This is a genomic window from Mesorhizobium kowhaii (assembly GCF_003253745.1).
GTDB lineage: Bacteria > Pseudomonadota > Alphaproteobacteria > Rhizobiales > Rhizobiaceae > Mesorhizobium > Mesorhizobium kowhaii.
In genome coordinates this window covers 1-17,741 of record NZ_MZXV01000073.1, presented here as the reverse complement: position 1 = coordinate 17,741, position 17,741 = coordinate 1, and the positions used below count along the sequence as shown (strand labels likewise).

12 protein-coding genes and 2 pseudogenes are annotated in these 17,741 nt (G+C 57.8%); 6 read left to right on the top strand and 8 right to left on the bottom strand.

Annotated features, from left to right (window positions below):
- Positions 1-110: 110 nt before the first annotated feature.
- The 5 genes and pseudogenes from B5V02_RS40285 to B5V02_RS32930 all read left to right on the top strand — a co-directional run.
- Positions 111-1,052, top strand: a pseudogene (locus B5V02_RS40285) (aldehyde dehydrogenase family protein); the annotation flags it as partial.
- Between the two features lie 224 nt (positions 1,053-1,276).
- A complete protein-coding gene (locus tag B5V02_RS32945) occupies positions 1,277-2,290 on the top strand; it encodes a D-alanine--D-alanine ligase family protein (RefSeq protein ID WP_111548165.1) in 1,014 nt (337 codons plus the stop codon).
- Positions 2,291-2,781: 491 nt separating this feature from the next.
- Entirely contained in the window at positions 2,782-3,972 is a 1,191-nt protein-coding gene (locus B5V02_RS32940; protein WP_342633890.1) for an ABC transporter substrate-binding protein, read from the top strand.
- A 79-nt stretch (positions 3,973-4,051) separates the two neighbouring features.
- The gene (locus B5V02_RS32935; protein WP_111548164.1) at positions 4,052-5,221 is read left to right on the top strand and encodes an ABC transporter ATP-binding protein; all 1,170 of its coding nucleotides are present in this window, start codon (positions 4,052-4,054) and stop codon (positions 5,219-5,221) included.
- Between the two features lie 22 nt (positions 5,222-5,243).
- Positions 5,244-7,019 carry an ABC transporter permease subunit gene (locus tag B5V02_RS32930; protein WP_111548163.1) on the top strand — a complete coding sequence of 592 codons (1,776 nt, stop codon included), beginning with the start codon at positions 5,244-5,246 and terminating at the stop codon, positions 7,017-7,019.
- 633 nt (positions 7,020-7,652) lie between these two features.
- On the opposite strand, the pseudogene B5V02_RS32920 reads toward B5V02_RS32930, so the two are convergent.
- Positions 7,653-7,991, bottom strand: a pseudogene (locus tag B5V02_RS32920) (transposase); the annotation flags it as partial.
- Between the two features lie 56 nt (positions 7,992-8,047).
- Here B5V02_RS32920 and B5V02_RS32915 point away from each other — a divergent pair.
- The gene (locus B5V02_RS32915) at positions 8,048-8,749 is read left to right on the top strand and encodes an IS6 family transposase (protein ID WP_111548162.1); all 702 of its coding nucleotides are present in this window, start codon (positions 8,048-8,050) and stop codon (positions 8,747-8,749) included.
- A gap of 430 nt (positions 8,750-9,179) precedes the next feature.
- Here B5V02_RS32915 and B5V02_RS32905 read toward each other — a convergent pair whose 3' ends face one another.
- The 7 genes from B5V02_RS32905 to B5V02_RS32875 all read right to left on the bottom strand — a co-directional run bounded on the left by B5V02_RS32905 (position 9,180) and on the right by B5V02_RS32875 (position 17,312).
- The gene (locus B5V02_RS32905) at positions 9,180-10,361 is read right to left on the bottom strand and encodes a M20 family metallopeptidase (RefSeq protein ID WP_111548160.1); all 1,182 of its coding nucleotides are present in this window, start codon (positions 10,359-10,361) and stop codon (positions 9,180-9,182) included.
- 210 nt (positions 10,362-10,571) lie between these two features.
- Positions 10,572-11,516 carry an alpha/beta fold hydrolase gene (locus B5V02_RS32900; protein ID WP_111548159.1) on the bottom strand — a complete coding sequence of 315 codons (945 nt, stop codon included), beginning with the start codon at positions 11,514-11,516 and terminating at the stop codon, positions 10,572-10,574.
- A gap of 182 nt (positions 11,517-11,698) precedes the next feature.
- Positions 11,699-12,700: an ABC transporter ATP-binding protein gene (locus B5V02_RS32895; RefSeq protein WP_111548158.1), complete on the bottom strand. Its 1,002-nt coding sequence runs from the start codon at positions 12,698-12,700 to the stop codon at positions 11,699-11,701.
- Positions 12,693-13,700 (bottom strand): ABC transporter ATP-binding protein, encoded by a 1,008-nt coding sequence (locus tag B5V02_RS32890; protein ID WP_111548157.1) that lies wholly within the window; start codon positions 13,698-13,700, stop codon positions 12,693-12,695. Before B5V02_RS32890 ends, B5V02_RS32895 begins: the two co-directional genes overlap by 8 nt.
- On the bottom strand, positions 13,697-14,629 hold the full coding sequence (locus tag B5V02_RS32885; protein ID WP_111548156.1) for an ABC transporter permease: 933 nt from the start codon (positions 14,627-14,629) through the stop codon (positions 13,697-13,699). The genes B5V02_RS32890 and B5V02_RS32885 overlap by 4 nt, the downstream gene beginning before the upstream one ends.
- Positions 14,626-15,615, bottom strand: a complete 990-nt coding sequence (locus tag B5V02_RS32880) for an ABC transporter permease (protein WP_111548155.1) — start codon at positions 15,613-15,615, stop codon at positions 14,626-14,628. The genes B5V02_RS32885 and B5V02_RS32880 overlap by 4 nt, the downstream gene beginning before the upstream one ends.
- The gene (locus B5V02_RS32875; protein WP_245446344.1) at positions 15,612-17,312 is read right to left on the bottom strand and encodes an ABC transporter substrate-binding protein; all 1,701 of its coding nucleotides are present in this window, start codon (positions 17,310-17,312) and stop codon (positions 15,612-15,614) included. The genes B5V02_RS32880 and B5V02_RS32875 overlap by 4 nt, the downstream gene beginning before the upstream one ends.
- Positions 17,313-17,741: the final 429 nt, after the last annotated feature.

Sequence of the window (17,741 nt, the reverse complement as noted above, 5' to 3'; positions counted from 1 at the left end):
GTAAAGCCAGACTGCATGGGCGATGATCTGCGGCGCGAAACGATGGCGCTTGTAGCTGACGGTTGCGGTGTTCATGCCGTCGCGTTTATGCCGCAAATCCCTGACCGCGAGTTAAGTTGATAACGCCGGGCAAACCGATAGCCGAAAGCCGCGGCGAAATCGACTACAGCGCTTCCTTCGTCGAGTGGTTTGCCGAAGAAAGCCGGCGTCTCAACGTGGAGAGTATAACTTCCCATCTCGAGGACGCACATATGACGATGTCGCGAGAACCACTGGGTGTCGCGGCGCTCTTCACACCTTGGAACTTCCCTTCCGCCATGCTTACTCGGAAGGCGGCAGCGGCCCTCGCTGCCGGCTGCACCGTTGTGGCACATGTCTCCTCCCATACACCCCTGTCCGCAGTGGCGCTCGCTGAACTGGCGGAGCGTGCCGGCTTTCCCGCTGGCGTGTTTAACGTCCTCACGGTGATGCCGCTACGCTCGGTCTAGTCTAAGTCTAGTGCTAACAACGGACCCGCGCGTGCGCGTCGTGAGCTTAACAGGCTCAACGGAGGTCGGCCGCCGGATAGCGGCGCAGTGCGCACCGACACTGAAGTGGAACTGGCGGCCATGCACCACTGGTCGTGTTTGACGACGCGAATCTCGACCGCGCGGTAGAGATCGCGATTGCCGCCGAGTTCGCGACCTCTGGCCAGGATTGCCTCGCCGTAAACCGGATCTACGTGCAGCGGCGGCTTCACGACCCTTTTTGCAGCGCATTTTGCCCGGCGCGTTAGCGAGTTGAAGCTCGGCGATGGACGTCAGCAGGGGACTGACATTGGCCCGCTGATGCACAAGGGCGCGGTTGCTAAAGCGGCGAGCCATATCGATGACGCCCTTGCGCGTGGTGCCCGGCTAGTGGCGGGCAGCCGCCCCTCCGGTGACACTCTCTTAGTCGCACCGACCGTCTTGGTCGATGTCAGCGATGAGGCCATGATCATGTGGGAGGAGACGTTTGCGCCAATTGCCCCGGTAACCTTCTTCGATAGCGAGACGGAGGTGTTTCGACGTTCGACGTTCCCACACCCTTGTGCGATTGAAGACGCCGATGTTCGGAACGATACACCAACGCGCTTGTATTCCGCTGGCGCGAAGCCATCGGGTTTCCTGCTTCCTCGCAAGACCTTCGGTGGCACGGCAATTGCTCAGGAAGGGTGAAGGACCCTCGAATTACCCCTCGTAGACAGAGACGCGAGCAATTCCACACAACCATGGGCAAACATCGAAGGAGTAAACTCATGCGGGTAGCCGTAGTGTGTAACTTAGATAATGACCATGCGGGCGTGATCAACCGGTTCGGTCAGGCTTGTCCGGGAAGTGAAGATCGCGAGTGCTGCGAGAATTTGGTCGTGGCACTGCAAGAAGGCGGCCACGATACGCTGCTGTGTGAAGGCGACAAGGGATTGCTTGCGACGCTTGAGCGGTTCATGCCCCCCGATCTGCAAGCCCGCCCCTCGGGAATTGTCTTCAACTATGCCGGGGGGATTCAGGGCGAATCCCGTTACACTCACCTTCCTGCCGTGCTCGAGATGGCCGGTGTGCCGTACACTGGATCAAGCCCTCTTGGGCATGCGCTTGCCAATGATAAGGTCGTCGCCAAGCAGATCATGCGCGCTAGCGGCGTGCCGACGCCGAACTTTCGCGTAATGCGTCACGGCACCGAGAGTACGGGCGACCTGCAGTTCCCAGTGGTAGTGAAGCCGCGTCGCGAAGACTGCAGCTACGGATTGCAACTGGTTCATGAACCTTCTCAGTTGCGGCAGGCCGTCGAAGCAATCGTCGCACTCTATGCGCAGGATGCGCTCGTGGAAGAATATATCGATGGGCGAGAAATCACTGTCGCGCTGTTGGGAAATGCAGAACTCGAAGTATTTCCTCTGGTAGAGCAGGACTTCGGCGATGGCGAAACTCCTCTTTTCACTTGGGAGGCGAAGCACATCGGGCTCGGGAGCCCCGTTAAAGTTTGCCCGGCGCAACTCGACAGCAAGCTTGCGACGGTGCTGCGGGAAATTTCGACTGCAACCTTCCGCGCGTGCCTGTGCCGCGACTTAGCCCGCGTCGACCTCCGGATCGACCGCTCCGGCCAGCCCTTTGTCCTGGAGATAAATGCGAATCCGGACCTCGCAAAAGGCACATCATTTTCCGTGTCCGCGAAAACCGCCGGACACAGCTTCTCAAGTTTGATCAATCGAATTCTTGATCTTGCCCACACGCGATATTTCGGATCCGGTATCCCCAAACCGAACCCCTGACGTTCTACAGACGCTGCTGGTTGATCTGATCTAATCAGGAGCATGCTACATTTAGACGAAATCAACATCGTGTGTTTTTGTTGAGATAGTTGGCGCATTCGGTCGGGGAGAAGACTTTGAGAACGTCGCCGCGCTTTCGCCATTTGCTTCGATGGTTTCTCGGTTCGGCCGTTCGGATCAGGCGTTTGAGCATAGCGAAGAGCCGCTCGGTAGGAAGAGGCGTGGTGTCTGAACTCCAGAACGATTGAAGGAGGGCATGCCCTCCGCCCGCGATCCAGCAATGTGAGCAACCGCCCGTTTCCCACAAGCGCCGAAAGATGCATCGCACTCAGCCCATTAGTGGATCATATCAATTTGAGAATTGACATGCGTCGTTATTGGCGCATTGAATGTGGCCGGCTTCGAGATGGATTGGGACCATGCTGACGTGCAATCGATCGGGCCGAGCATCAGTGCAGCGCTGAACGCCACCTCAAAGTAGATGAGAAACGATGGCGAGCGAGACGGCGCTGGCCGTCCGAAGACATATTCAAAAGTCTCAGCCGCCAGTGGTCTGGGAACAGCAGAGGGTGAACGAAATGAAATTCTCAATTAATCGCAGGCGTTTCGTCCAGACCGCGTGGACCGCACTCGCGTTAGGAGCACTGCCTTCGTTCGCGAAAAGAGCTTCCGCGCAATCGAAGGAAGTGCGGGTTCTTGTTTACGGGGGAGCCGTGGGCAAAGCAGCCATCGAAGCGTTCGCAAAGCCGTTCGAAGCCGAGACAGGGATTAAGGTGACGGCGATCACGCAGGATTTCCAGGCGGCTCAGCTCGAGTTGATGGTGAAGTCGAACAACGTGACAGTTGACGTGGCGCCTTTGGGCCGCGGCTCCGCGATTCCAGCAGCGAAAAAAGGATTCCTCGAGAATATTGACTATTCGATTTACAGAAAGGAGGAACTCGACGGTATCGTGGATTTCGTTCGGCAGCCTTTCGGGGTCGGCATCTTTGTCTATGGCTATGTCATGGTTTGGAACATAAAGAAGTTCCCTGTGGACAAGCCTCGACCGAACACTTGGGCCGAGTTTTGGGATGTCGAGAAGTTCCCCGGCGCACGCTTACTCGTGTCGGGTCAGTTGGGAGAAGAAGGGCCTTGGGAGGAGGCCTTGATGGCAGACGGTGTGCCAACCGACAAAATCTATCCTATGGATGTCGATCGAGTTTTTGCCAAGCTGGACCAGATAAAGCCGAACATCCGCAAGTGGTGGACGAGCGGCTCCGAGAGCCAGCAATTGATGCGTAGCGGAGTCGGGGAGGTCATGAATTCATATGACGGCCGCGCGCAACTGCTGATCGATCAGGGTGATCCGATCGAAATCAATCGCAATCAGGCCAAGATCACGTGGGACTTTTGGGTGATCCCAAAAGGCAGCCCTAACGCGGCAAATGCTCAAAAGTTCATCGAGTTTGCGACTCGCGCGGATCGCCAAGCGGCCTACGCTCAACTCACGAATTATGGCCCCACGAACCTCAACGCTTTCAAGCCGATACCCGACAAGCTGGCCCGAAAACTCGCCAGCCATCCTGATTACTTGAAGAATAACCTGCGGATAAATAGCGAGTGGTATGCGGAGGTTGGGTCGGATGGCAAGACGAATGCAGAACTTCTAGCCGCGCGATGGAGTGATTGGGTTCTGCGTTAATTAGACCACGTAGTCACTGCCAGCCGACTACAATTCAGAAGGTCGGCTTTGCCGACCTTCTGATCATATTGGAGTAACTATGTCCGACTCTTCCGTTCTAAAGAAGCAGAACTCTTTGCTGAAGATCTGGCCAACAACCCATGCGACCGCAGGGGCGACGGCCACGCCGTCGGGACCGTCACACCTGGAGGATGACAGATTGGAGCCGAGCTCAATCCCCGCTCAAATCGAATTCCGCAGCGTCACCAAAACGTATGGTCAGGCCACTGCGGTCAATGATCTCTCGCTGAGCGTCCGTCGTGGCGAATTTCTGACTATCCTCGGCCCCAGCGGTTCAGGCAAGACCACAGCGCTGATGTTACTCGCCGGTTTCGTGGCGCCGACGAAGGGGGACATCCTCATTGCGGGTAAGTCCGTAGCCGCGGTGCCGGCCTACCGCCGCGACCAGGGTATCGTGTTCCAAAGCTATGCGCTGTTCCCACACCTAACAGTCCGCCGAAACTTGGAATTCCCGCTGGAGATGCGCGGCATAGGTGCCGCCGAAAGGGCAAAGCGGGTGGACAGCATCCTTGAGCGCGTTCATCTCAGAGAATTTGACAGTCGCATGCCTTCACAACTGAGCGGCGGCCAGCAACAGCGTGTAGCGCTTGCCCGCGCCTTAATCGCCGATCCGCCGATCCTCCTGCTCGATGAGCCACTCGGCGCGCTCGACCGCAATCTGCGCGAGCAAATGCAAGGCGAGATTAAGAGCTTGCATAGGGAATTTGGCAAGACCACCATATGCGTCACGCATGATCAGGAGGAGGCGCTCACGCTTTCAGATCGTATCGTCGTCATGCGCGCCGGAAAGATCGAGCAGACAGACACGCCCGAGACTCTCTATGACCGGCCGATGACACGCTTCGTAGCGAATTTCCTCGGTGAGGCAAACATCCTTGAAGATCTCGGTTTCGAAGTTGAATCCGACGCAGCGCAACCCTCGGGGACTGTAGGCATGATCCGCCCCGAGCGGGTTTGTATAGCTGCAACCGGGGAGCCCAAACGCGCTGATGCCGATCGACGCCAGTTCGCCATCGGTACGGTCGACGACATGATCTACGCCGGACCGCTGCGGAAATACAATGTACGCGTTGGCGACAGCCTGCTCGTCGTACGCCAGCATGTTGCCTCGGGGCAGCAGATCTTCCGACTAGGCGATGAAGTAAAACTTGACTGGTTACGCTCGGACGTGCGCTTCGTCGCCACCTGAAGCGCAAGGAAGGACAACACGAATGCAATTGCTTCAGAGACTGGGCCGTTTGCCCGTCCTTCTCGCTTTTCCGGCCCTGGGAGTCCTGCTCGTCGTTTTCGGCATACCGATCGTACGGCTGTTCCTGACCAGTCTTAACGCGCCAGAATTCTCCCTCGCTAACTACCAAATGTTTTTAGGCCAGCCGGCTAATATCCGAGTCCTCTTTCAAACGGTTGAGATCAGTGCCATCGCCACATTTGTCTGCCTGGTGATTGGTTATCCTACTGCCTATGTAATGGTAGCGGCATCGAAGCCTGTGCGAATGGCACTTCTGGTGCTCGTCGTCATCCCATACCTGACCAGCTTCCTAGCGCGGACCTATGCATGGATTGTGATCCTAGGGGACACGGGCCTGATCAACAACTTGTTGCTCTATTTCGGGCTCATATCCGGACCGCTGCAACTGATCTTCAATCGCATGGCCGTCTATGTCGGCATGGTCCATATCATGCTGCCTATGATGATCCTACCTCTCGTAAGCGTCATGATAGGCATCGACAAGTCGCTGATGTCGGCGGCGCGCAGCATGGGTGCGAGGCCGTTCACTGCTTTCTGGCGGGTGTTCTTCCCACTCAGTTTGCCGGGTGTACGCAGCGGCTCACTCTTAGTGTTTGTGATTTGCCTCGGCTTCTACATCACGCCTGCTGCGCTTGGTGGCTTGGGCGACGCCATGCTGTCGACGTTTATCGCTGCCCAGGTTCAAACGTCTTTCAACGTGGCTAGGATCGCGGCGGCGTCCTTTGTTCTTCTAGCAATAGCCGTTGTCGTGCTGTCGATGCTCGGGCTCGACCTTTCCGGAAGTGCTCCCTCGGGTCAAATTGCGCGTAAGTCGTGGCTGCCGCGGCCACCGCCATTTGGCGCGTTGAAAGGCAAATTCGGTGAGCTCCCCATGCCATATCGGGCAAAGCGCTGGGCTGCCCACCTATACAAGGCGGGGGGCGAGGAGCGCTGGTTGAAGATTGTCGGTCCGGCGTTCATCGCGTTGGTCATGGCTTTCCTGCTTTTTCCTGAAATCGTCGTCATCATCATGTCGTTCAGCGCCGGGGCGTTCCTAGAATTCCCGCCTTCTGGTTTGTCGCTGCAATGGTACCGTTCCTTTTTCGGCGATCCGGCCTGGTACATGGCCGCCTGGACCACCATCCAGATCGGCGTAGCGGTTACAATCTTGTCGACCGTTCTTGGCACACTTGCCGCCCTCGGTCTTAGCCGCGCCGCTCCGCAGGCCCGCCGCCTCTTGACGATGGTGATCCTGACGCCGATCACGATTCCGGTCATAGTTGTGGGCGTGGCGACCTATCTCGGGCTGATCGATCTTGGTCTGGTCGGCTCCCAGACCGGCATCGTTTTTGCGCACACCATTGGCGCGATGGGCTATGTCGCCGTAATCGTCTCAGCGACCCTGGCGAATTTCGACCGACGCCTTGAGCAGGCGGCCCAGAGCATGCGGGCCGGACCGCTGCAGACTTTCATGAGGGTTACCTTGCCCTTGATTCGACCGGGCATCATCGGCGGAGCCATATTCGCATTCGTCCACTCGTTTGACGAGGTCGTAATCACTTCGTTGGTAAGCGGATTCTCGGTTTACACACTGCCGCTTAAGATGTGGGAGAATATACGAAACGAGGTAGACCCGACTGTAGCCGCAGTGGCATCCCTGCTGACGCTTCTCCCAGTTCTCTGGATGATTGCTCTTTACCTCACTTGGTGGCGGTCGAGGCCGCAGGTCAATCTGAGTATTTCGGAAGCCAAGGGTTGAGTGGCCTTCCCGATAGCTTCTGGTCGACCCACTTAAGTGGGAGCTGAAGCGGCCCCGTGGGCTCAAGACGTGTCGTCGGCTCAGTGACAGCGTGATTGACGCCCCGAGATATTTAAGAGCTATTGGGAAAAGATCGCGGCGGCACGCTGGATAAGGGAACCCTGTTACTGGAGCATCAATGGGGTGCCCTCCGTAAGCGCTTAGCTGGGTTCTGTCGCAAACTTTTCGGAAAGGTCATTTGCTGCATGACGCTTGCTCTTTTTTCCGGGAGTTTGTCATGTTCAAAGGCCGCCATTTTGATCGATCCGTGATCCTGCTGTGCGTTCGCTGGTATCTGGCCTCACATGGGCTTCTTGGGGTCAAGGGTTAAATTAGCAACGCATGAGCAGAACTTCAGGACTGTTTCGGCATCCAAGGTCTGAGCCCGATTGCATGACCGGCCATCTCCGAGCACGATCAACCTCACATGCGGTCGCCGTTCAGGACGGCTGCACCAATATCCCGCTTGTGGCGGGCAAGGGCTCAGGAGGATGAGACCATTCTACAAAACGGCATTCAGGCCATGCCAGGTATCGGTTCATCCACCTGGATCGGCCAGGACTGATCGGGTCCTGGCGGATTACGGGATTAGGGTCAAACAGCCTTCATCACGACGCCTTCGATCACGATGCCGGCGGTCACATACTTCCAGAGTGCGACTAGCAGCTTGCGGGCGAGCGCCACAATCATTGTCTTACGCATCCGCCCGCCGTTTTGCTCGACGCGTCCACGGAACCAGAGAGCAAGCGCCGATTGCGGTTGATGACGCAGCCATAGCCAGGCGAGTTGAACCATCGTCGTTCGCAGGCGCGGATTGCCGGATTTCGACACGCCTTGCTCACGATCGACTGATCCGCTTTGCCAAGGCGTCGGCGCAAGGCCGGCGTAGGCCGCCACTTGCCGTCGGTTGTCGAAATGGCGGAACAACCCTTCCGACGGCGTTATCAACTTAACTCGCGGTCAGGGATTTGCGGCATAAACGCGACGGCATGAACACCGCAACCGTCAGCTACAAGCGCCAGCGTTTCGCGCCGCAGATCATCGCCCATGCAGTCTGGCTTTACTACAGGTTCCCCTTGAGCCTGCGTCTGGTCGAGGAAATGTTGCTGGAACGCGGGATCGTGGTTTCCTATGAGACAATCCGCCGATGGGGAAAGAAGTTCGGGCCCGACTACGCCCGCCGGTTGCGCCGCAAGCAGCCAAGCCGCGACGATATCTGGCACCTCGATGAGGTGGTGATCACCATCGCGGGCAAGAAACACTGGTTGTGGCGTGCCGTTGACCAGGACGGGTATGTGCTCGACGAAATCGTGCAAGCCCGGCGCAATACCAAGGCTGCCAAGCGCTTGCTGACCCGGTTATTGAAGAAGCAGGGCGGCACTCCAAAGCGCATGATCACCGACAAGTTGCGTTCTTACGCTGCCGCCAGGCGTCAGGTCATGCCGAATGTCGAACACCGCTCGCACAAAGGCTTGAATAACCGCGCCGAGAATTCGCACGTACCGCTGCGAAAACGGGAGCGAATGATGCAAGGCTTCCGATCACCAGGAAGTCTGCAGCGCTTCATGTCGATCTTTTCCGCCGTCCGAAATCTCTTCATCCCACCCCGTCCGAAACGCTCCGCCATTCAGATCCATCTTCACCGCCTGCAAGCCATGGCAGAGTGGAAAGTCGTCACCGTGGGCAACTGACATCCGCCATACAGGCCTCAGCGCGGTCAGAGCCAGATAACGTGACATTACCGTTTGCCCTGCTCCAGCGTCATTATCAAAGCGAGGTATCGCGGGCACCTACGATCAGCTCATATCATTTGCGAAGCAAACGCAATGAGTGCCTTCCAACCTGGAAACGCTTCTGCCGCCGCATCCACGGCGCGAGTCGCTGCTGTCGCGCCCAAGGCGCTCTGCGGCGAGCGTCGCGCCTTCGTAAGGATCTGTACAACGAAAGTTGCCCCGTCCTCCGCCTCGGCCCAGGCACCCCCCACAAACGCGCCGCTCCGCAGCGGTCGGAGAAATTAGCAAGTGTGACCGAAGTTAGCGATTTGGCATGCAGCATGGCGTTGTCCTTCCTGCGGTTGGCCGCGAGGCAATTTCACATCTGTCCCGTGGCCACCTCACTGATTCAAGATTTCAGTAGCTCTAGGCAGTACCTAATCGTGAGTTCCGTAGTCGGAACGAGAAGGCTGTCGGAAGCCCCAAAGGTCGGTGTATGTACGTACGATTCGTTCCCAGGTTCTCCGCTGCCAAAACAGAAGTAAATTGACGGTACAGCTGCCGAGTAAAAGCCGAAATCATCGCTGCCAGCCCCCTGTGTGCGGTCCAAGAAAGCGTCCCGACCTGCAGCTTCCGCCACAACCTGCCGGAAACGTCTTACCATCTCGGCGTCATTAATGATGGGCGGCTCGCCCGTGCTGACGACGCATTCGGCCTGCCCGCGATGCGTTGCTGCAATGCCTTCAGCAATCTCGCAGACGCGCTGAGATAATAGATCTCGGCGCTCCGGGCTTCGGGTTCGGATCGTTCCCTCCATAACCACCTGCGGGCATATGATGTTGGTCGCCTCGCCACCGTGGATGGTGCCGACCGTGACGACCGCACCGTCGTCGGACGGCATTTCCCGCGAAACCACCTTCTGTACTTCATTGATGAAAGCCGCTGCGATGGCGATCGCATCGACACCTCTGTGGGGCGATGCACCGTGGGCCATTATTCCGCTGATGGTGAGCTTAAACTGATCAGCCGACGCGCTCATCGGGCCCTCTCTGGCGCTGAATGTGCCGGCGGGCATGCTAGGATCCACATGAAGGCCGATGGCCCGATCAATCCCGGTGAGCAATTTCTCCTGCTCAACTGTTCGCCCACCAAGAGGCTCCGCCTCCTCAGCCGGCTGGAAAAAGACACGCACGGTGCCGGCGAAATTGTCGCGCATGCGATGGAAAGCGAGCGCTGTACCCAACGCGATCGAAGCGTGCAGGTCATGGCCGCAGGAGTGCATGACGCCGGGCACCTGAGAGCGGTAGGAAAGGTCCTCACGCGCCTCGTTAATCGGCAATGCATCAATATCGCCACGGACCGCGACTGATCGCTGAGGACCTGACGCTTTTCCCTTAATATCGATGTAGACACCCGTCCTATGGAATGTTTTCGCCCCGCTTAGTCCGAAGCGATCTAGCGTCGCCAGGATACGTTCTTGGGTCTTCCATTCGTGGTTTGAGAGTTCCGGCTCTTGATGCATGGCATGACGTAACCCAATGATGGCATCTTGTTCCTCATTGGACAGAAAGGAATTACTGCGGGCGCTCATATCAAAGACCTCTTAATCTCGGATTCAATGAAGTTGCTTAATTGCAACTAGCATCGATAGGATGGGAAATTCGTGTGCGCCGGTTGACTGCATCGGGCCGTTGATGGACAGCTTCCGTGCTCTAGATAACGGCTCTGCCACCTTGTCGGTGCCCAGGAGCGAGCCGCCGGCCTTCTGGCGAAGCAGGTGCTCACCCGATGACCACCCTCATCAGTCCTTCCCTACAAGCCAAGCGAAGATGTGCGGCATGAGTTGGCTCAAGTTGTGCCCGATATGGGGAAATAGCTCTAATGTCGAATTCGGGATCTGGCTTTGCAGCCACTCGGAATGCCGCGGAGCCACCTGGAGATCCTCGATACCGTGATATATCCGTGTAGGTACGGTCATCGATCCCAGATCGAACCCCCACGGCGACACCCAGGATTGGGCATCATCAACGTAAGCATCTTCAGTCGCATAAAGGCTTTCAGGCAACGCGAGTTGTTGCGCGATCTTCTCTCTTAGAGGTGCCAACAAGCGCATTATGCGGCGGTCATTTTCCGAATACAGCAGCTTCTCATGTTCAGGGTCGGACACTTTGGGATCGACATAACGCTGATAGAGTTCGCGTGATGCCTCTGGGCCTTTCCGTGCCTCCAAGATCTCCTCGAGCATGAGGGGAGAACAGCCATCGGCATAGTCGAAGCCCCTTGCCCCGAAGTTCGGGCCATTGCCGGCAAGGCACGCCGCCCGCGAAACGCGACTAGGCAGCAGCGCTGCGGTGGCAAGCGCGAGCATTCCACCTCCGGAATGTCCGTAAACTGCGGCAGTATCGACCGCCAGATGGTCGAGGATAGCCTCCACCATCGGCGCGATATGATGGACCTTACGCCCAGGTTGCGGCGTTGAGCCCCCATAACCTTGACGGTCAAACGTCACAAGCCGACAGAAAATTGCTCCGCTGGCTACATAATTCACGACATGGCCGAGCCCCGTGCTGGGGGTGCCATGGATCCCAATCACAAGCGGAACGTCGGGCGGCCCGACTTCATAGGCGCGGGTGGTCATCCCTTGCCCCGTCTGGATCTCGAAGACGCGTGGAATTAAGTACTTGTCGATGGCCGTTGATTGTTCAACCGCCGCCGCAGACGCATCAGCGTGAAGTTGTTGGTTCATGATCGTTTCTCCTCATAATGTGGAATAGAGTTCCCTGGCTCTCCCACCTCCGGCATCAGAGATGATTTGCTGCTACCGACAATGGCTTTCGAATGCTTCCACGTGGCCGATCGCAACTCTCTCGAGAGCCGGCTGTTTTGCCTCGAGAGAACTGGGGCAAATCTGAGAAGTACGGAGCGACTTTATTTCGCGAGCCAGCAGGCTGACAGGTGCTGCGGTCCAACCTCGATGGGTGGCGGCTCCTCTTTCTTACAGCGATCGAAGGTCAGCGGGCAGCGCGGATGGAAACGACAGCCCTTCGGCACGCGCGCGGCGCTTGGAACTTCGCCTTGCAGGGCTGGCAGCACGGCGCGACCTGCATTGCCGCCAATCTGCGGGGTGGCGTTGCGCAAGGCGACGGTATACGGATGGCGAGGGTTGAATGTGATCTCGTCGGCGCTACCGATCTCGACCAATTTCCCAAGATACAAGACGGCAATCCGGTCGGCGATCAACCACGCAAGCGGCAAGTCGTGCGTGATGAACAGCAGCGCCATGTTGTGCTTGTCGCGCAGGTCAACCAGCACCTGAAGAATCTGGGCGCGTATCGAAACATCGAGCATCGACACAGGTTCGTCAGCAATGATGAGCTCTGGCTTCACGGCAAGCGCACCGGCAATAACGACCCGCTGGCGCTGCCCGCCAGATAGTTCGTGTGGGAACCGTGAGAAGAAATCACCGGCCGGATTGAGCCCGGCGGCCGCAAGCGCTTTGCTCACCCGCTCGGCGAGTTGAGTGACGTTGTCGACCAGCCGCAGTGAGCGTAATGGCTCCGCCACGATATCAAATACGGTGTGTCGGGGGTTGAGTGCCTGATAAGCGTCTTGGAAGATCATCTGCACGCGATGCCGGTAAGGACGCAGGGCCGAGGAGCCTCGCTCCGCAGTCATGTTGCGGCCTTCGAACAGCAACCTGCCGCCTGTTGGCTGAGCAAGCTTGGTGATGACGCGGCCCACGGTCGTCTTGCCGCTTCCCGATTCCCCGACCAGGGCGACGATCTCGCCCCGTCCGATGTTGAGGTCGATTCCGTCCACCGCGCGCACGGCGCCAGCAGGTCGGCCCAGGACACGGTCGAACAGCCCGCGCTGGATAGGAAAATGGACCTGTAGGCTCTCAAGACGGAGGATATCGGCGGTGTCAGGCATGGACTGCAACCTTGTCTCCTCGCGAGGACCGGTGAAGGTGACAGGCGACGCGCCCCCGCCCGAACTGATCGAGGCTGGGGACTTCGGTCCCGCAGACCCCCATGGCCGACGGGCAACGTGGATGGAAAGCGCAGCCTGAGGGTCGATTCACCAGGTTGGGGGGATCTCCGGGAATGGGCCGGATCATCTTCTTGCCGCTCGCTGGGTTCGGGATCGATTCGATGAGCAGGCGCGTGTAGGGATGTTTAGGCTGGGCGAAGATCTCGGCGACAGTGCCATCCTCGACGATCCGCCCCGCGTACATGATCATCACGCGATCGCAACACTCAGCCACCACAGAAAGGTCGTGGGTGATCAAAATGAGGGCAAGGCTAAGCCTCGATCGCAACTCCCCCAGCAGCTTAAGGATCTGAGCCTGTGTTATGACGTCCAGCGCCGTGGTGGGCTCATCGCCGATGACGATCGAGGGGCGACATGCGAGCGCCATGGCGATCATCACTCTTTGACGCATGCCTCCGGACAACTCGTGCGGATAGGCGGAACCGCGGTCAGTCGGAATACCCACGAGCCCGAGCAGCTCTCTTGCCCGCGCGGTCGCCTCGCCACGCGACATGCCGAGCTTCAGCATACACGGCTCGGCGATCTGCTTGATGATGCGGTGAACAGGATTGAGCGCATTCATCGCGCCCTGGAAGACTACAGACGTTTCGCACCAGCGATGCGGCCGCATCGCCGCATCATCGTCGATCGGCAGTCGGCTACCGCGATAACGCACCTCGCCGCTGCTGACCCGCGCATTGGGCGACAGCAGACCCGCGATTGCCATTGCAGTGGTCGTCTTCCCGCTGCCCGATTCTCCGACGAGGCCCACGGCCTCTCCGGCCTGGAGCGCGAAGCTCACGCGGTCGATTGCTCGCAATGAAACACCCTTGAGCCCATAGTCAACAGAGAGGCAGTTAACGTCCAGAAGCGGTGCCTTGTCTTGGGAGGAGTTTGTCATGGAATAACCCTCCGCCGTGGATTGAACGTATCGTCGAGGGCATTGCCAATCAGGACGAAGCTAAGGGAAACCGAAAGCACGCACACTCCGGGGGCGGCGAGATACCACCAGGCTCCGGCGCTAGCGGCTCCAGCGCGTTGAGCGAGCGACAGCAAAGTGCCCCATGAAGGCTGCAACGGATCGCCAAGCCCGAGGAACGAGAGCGACGTCTCGACATAGATTGCGCCGGCGACGACCAGCGCACCATTGGCTGCGATTTGCGGCACGAGATTGGGCAGGATATGCCGCACCATGATGCTGGAATTGCTGCTGCCCACAACACGTGCGCGATCAATGAATGTTCGCTCCTTAAGCGATAGGGTCTGGCTGCGAACGATACGCGCGACGAACGCCCAGCTTGTCATGCCGATAACGACAATGATCACGAAAAGAGAAGGACGGAAGCCGAGGATTTCTCCGCCGCGCCCCATCACCTCAAGAACCACGGGGGTGATGACCAGCGCCAGCACGAAAGACGGCATGACGAAAAAGAAATCCGTCAAGCGCATCAGCCAGACGTCAACCCTGCCACCATAGTAGCCAGCCGTCATACCGATCGTAGTCCCGACGACGAGGCTGATCACAGTCGCCAATAGCGCAATCACAAGCGAGATCCGGGCACCATGGACGACCAGATTGAGCACGTCGCGCCCGACTTCGTCCGTGCCGAGCAGATGCTCGCCTGATGGTGGCATGAGGAAATCGCCGGTTGCATTGATTGCAGTCTGCAGCGGTCCCACCAGAAAAGTGGGGACCGCTGCCACAGCGACAAAGAATACCAGACACAACAGGCCGAGCCGAGCACCGCCATGGCCAAGGAACTGGCCTAGAAAGGCCTTAATGGCTCGCGTCCGGCTACGTGGGTAATATTGAACAATACTTTCGCTCATTGTCGGACTCTGGGATCGAGAAGGCCGTAGGCAAGATCAGCTATGAGGTTTGCGACAACAATCGAGGCACCAAGCAACAGGAATATCCCCTGAAGGACTGGATAATCTCGCGCGTTGAGCGCCTCGACCGTGAGGCCACCGATCCCCGGCCAAGCGAAGACGGCTTCGACGGTAATAGCACCGGCGACCACGTAGCCGAGATTGAGGGTAATCAAGGTAACGACCGGCAGCATTGCATTGCGAAATGCATGACGCACGAGCATCTGACCATTGGTGAGTCCTTTGGCCCGTGCAGTCACCATGTAGTCTTCGGTGACGACGTCGCTCATTGCGGCACGAGCGACCACGACGTATTGGCCGATGAGTCCAAGGGCCACCGCGGTGACCGGTAGCGCTAGATGCCGTAGGTGATCGAGCAACGAGTCAAGAGAACCGATGGTTGCGCCGGGTGAATATGCGCCGTAGCCGGGAAGCCAGCCCAATGCGGTACTGAAGGTCACCACCAGGAGCATTCCAAGCCAGAAAGAGGGCGTAGAGTAGAGCGCCAGAGAGGCTCCCGTGACGATATGGTCGATCGCTCCTCCCCTGCGCCAACCCGCATATAAGCCAAGCATCACTCCGCATAAGATGGCGACGAATTGGGCTAGCCCGACCAAGACAACGGTTGCCGGCAAGCGTTCCAGGATCAGTTCAGCGACATGCCTGCCCCTGAACTTGAAGCTGTAGCCAAAATCGCCCTGGAGAGTCGCCGTCAAGTAGTCGACCATCTGGTCTGGGAATAGCGGCCGATCGAGGCCCCAGTTCTGGCGCTGCGCCTCCATCTGCTCAGCGGTGACGCTGGTGCGCGCCCCGCCAAGCAGAAGCGCTGCAGGGTCACCTGGAATAACCCGGAACAGGATGAAATTCAGGACCGCCACCATCAAAATCGTCACAATCGCCCTGATCAGGATGCGCCCGATGTGCCGGCCCGCCCCGCCTCCGCTCACGGCGCTGGCACCGGCTTCAGGCGATCAAACGGGAAATAGCCCCACTGCGACACCGCATCGTTCGTCCCCCAGCCTTGAAAGCAGTCCTTCCGATGGGCTTCGAGCACGAAGGGGTAACACAGCATGATGTAGGGCGCTTCGGTGTAAACGAGCCCCACCGCTTGATTGACCAGGTCCCGGGCTTTCTTTAGGTCAACCGTGGCGTCGACCTCCGCTAGGAGTTCGTCAAACTTATCGTTCTTCCAGTAAGATCTGTTGTTGGTGCCAAGGGAATTCCCGGCACCCGTGATTAGAATGTCGTGAGGGGAAGAGGAGAGATAAGTGCTTGCCACGAGGAGATCCCATCCTCCGCCGCCCTTCTCCGGAGATGCCACGCGGGCACCCAAAGCCCCGGAGTCCAGTTGGGTTACCGAGACGGGCACGCCGATTTGTCCCAGCCAGCCTGCAATAAGCTGTACCGCCGCGATTGGTATCTCGAGCGTACCTGAGCTTGTCCCGGTAATCAGTTCGAGCTGGAAGTTCTTTCCATCCTTGTCCTCTCGGACGCCATCGCCATTCGTGTCCCGATATCCCGCAGCATCGAGCCGACGAGCCGCCTCCGCGAGATCGAAGTGGCGCTTGATATCGCTCAGATCCGAGTAGTAATCCGTCGCTGCCGGCATTGCCAACCCAACCCCAGGGTCGGCATGACCTCGGTAAGCCCGATCCACGATAGCCCGCTGGTCGATCGCATAGCCGATTGCATCGCGGAACTTCGGATCCTGCAGGGCCTTGGTGCTACCGACCCCCTTCCCCGATAATGTATTGAAGGCCAAGAAATCGCGCTGCTCAACGCGCGATTGACCGGCGAGAATATTAGGATCTTTGGCAAGGTCAGCCCACTGCGCCGCTGTCAGACTGACGCCGTAATCAAGGCTACCGCTCTTCAGCCCCTGGGCGATGGGATCGGCCGTAGCGAAGATCTGGAGGATCATGCCTGCCGTCCCAGGCTGCCCTGTACGGAAATGCGAATTTGGTGTGAAGCGTACAAACTGACCTTGTTGGAATTCCGAAATTATCATAGGTCCGCTGCCTACGATCGGAGGATCATTGTGGAAGGTGCTACGCGCGTCTGCGTAGCTGATGTCCTTCCAGATGTGTTCGGGGACAATCATCGTAGTATTGTCGGTTGGCCAGCGGGAGGGCTCCTTCGTCTTGATTTGCAACGTATCGTTGTCGACGGCCGTTACGAACTCGATGTTTTTCAAACCGTCAGTGTTATTCCAACCGACATTCAGCTCGTCAGGTTTGCCAATGGAACCGCGCAAGTAGTTATAAGTGAATGCCACGTCCCGAGCTGTGGCCGGTTGGCCGTCCGACCACTTCATGCCTGGCCAGGTCTTGAAGGTCCATGTAAGTTTGTCGTCGGCAACAGACCACTCCTTGGCAAATCCCTTCCGATCTGAGTGGCGCTGTGTGTCAACCCCAACCAAGAAGTCATAGGAAAAAACTAGCGGCCAGAATGAACCCCAAGTCGCAAAAGGATTCATCGTGTCTGGGGCATTAATGGTACCAATGCGAACGATATGGTCGGCACAGGACGAGGCATGAGCCGTTGAGCGCATGGCCACGTAGGCAGCCGATGCCAATAGCATTCCCTTCAAAAGCACACGGCGATTTGTCGTCCACTCATTACTTGGAGACTGATGGCCCTTCATTTCTTGTTCCCCACTTTTTCTGTGTACTATTGGTGGCAATCTTGCGAACACCCATACGGATGAAGGTCGAGCGTAAGACTTCACTTCCGGGGTCAGATACTTACATTTTCAGCAGCGGCGATGCATGTCAAATGTCAAATTGGCATGATCCAATCAAGCGCCGTCCGCGTGATGTTTACAGCCCGCACTGACAATGCATTTCCGCCCAATCTTAAGGCCGGTTGGTCAATGCTTCTCGGCGTTACTTGCGGGTAAATCGACCTGAAACCGGGCGCACAACGCACTTCGAAGAACTGCCTAGATGTTTAGATGGGGTATTCGGCTCTGCCCCACGTCTTAAATGGGTTGAGGTGCTGCGCTTCGAGCTGATGATAAAACGTGGTCTGTGTGGACAGCCACAAGCATCAGAAAAGGAAGCGCAGCATGAAA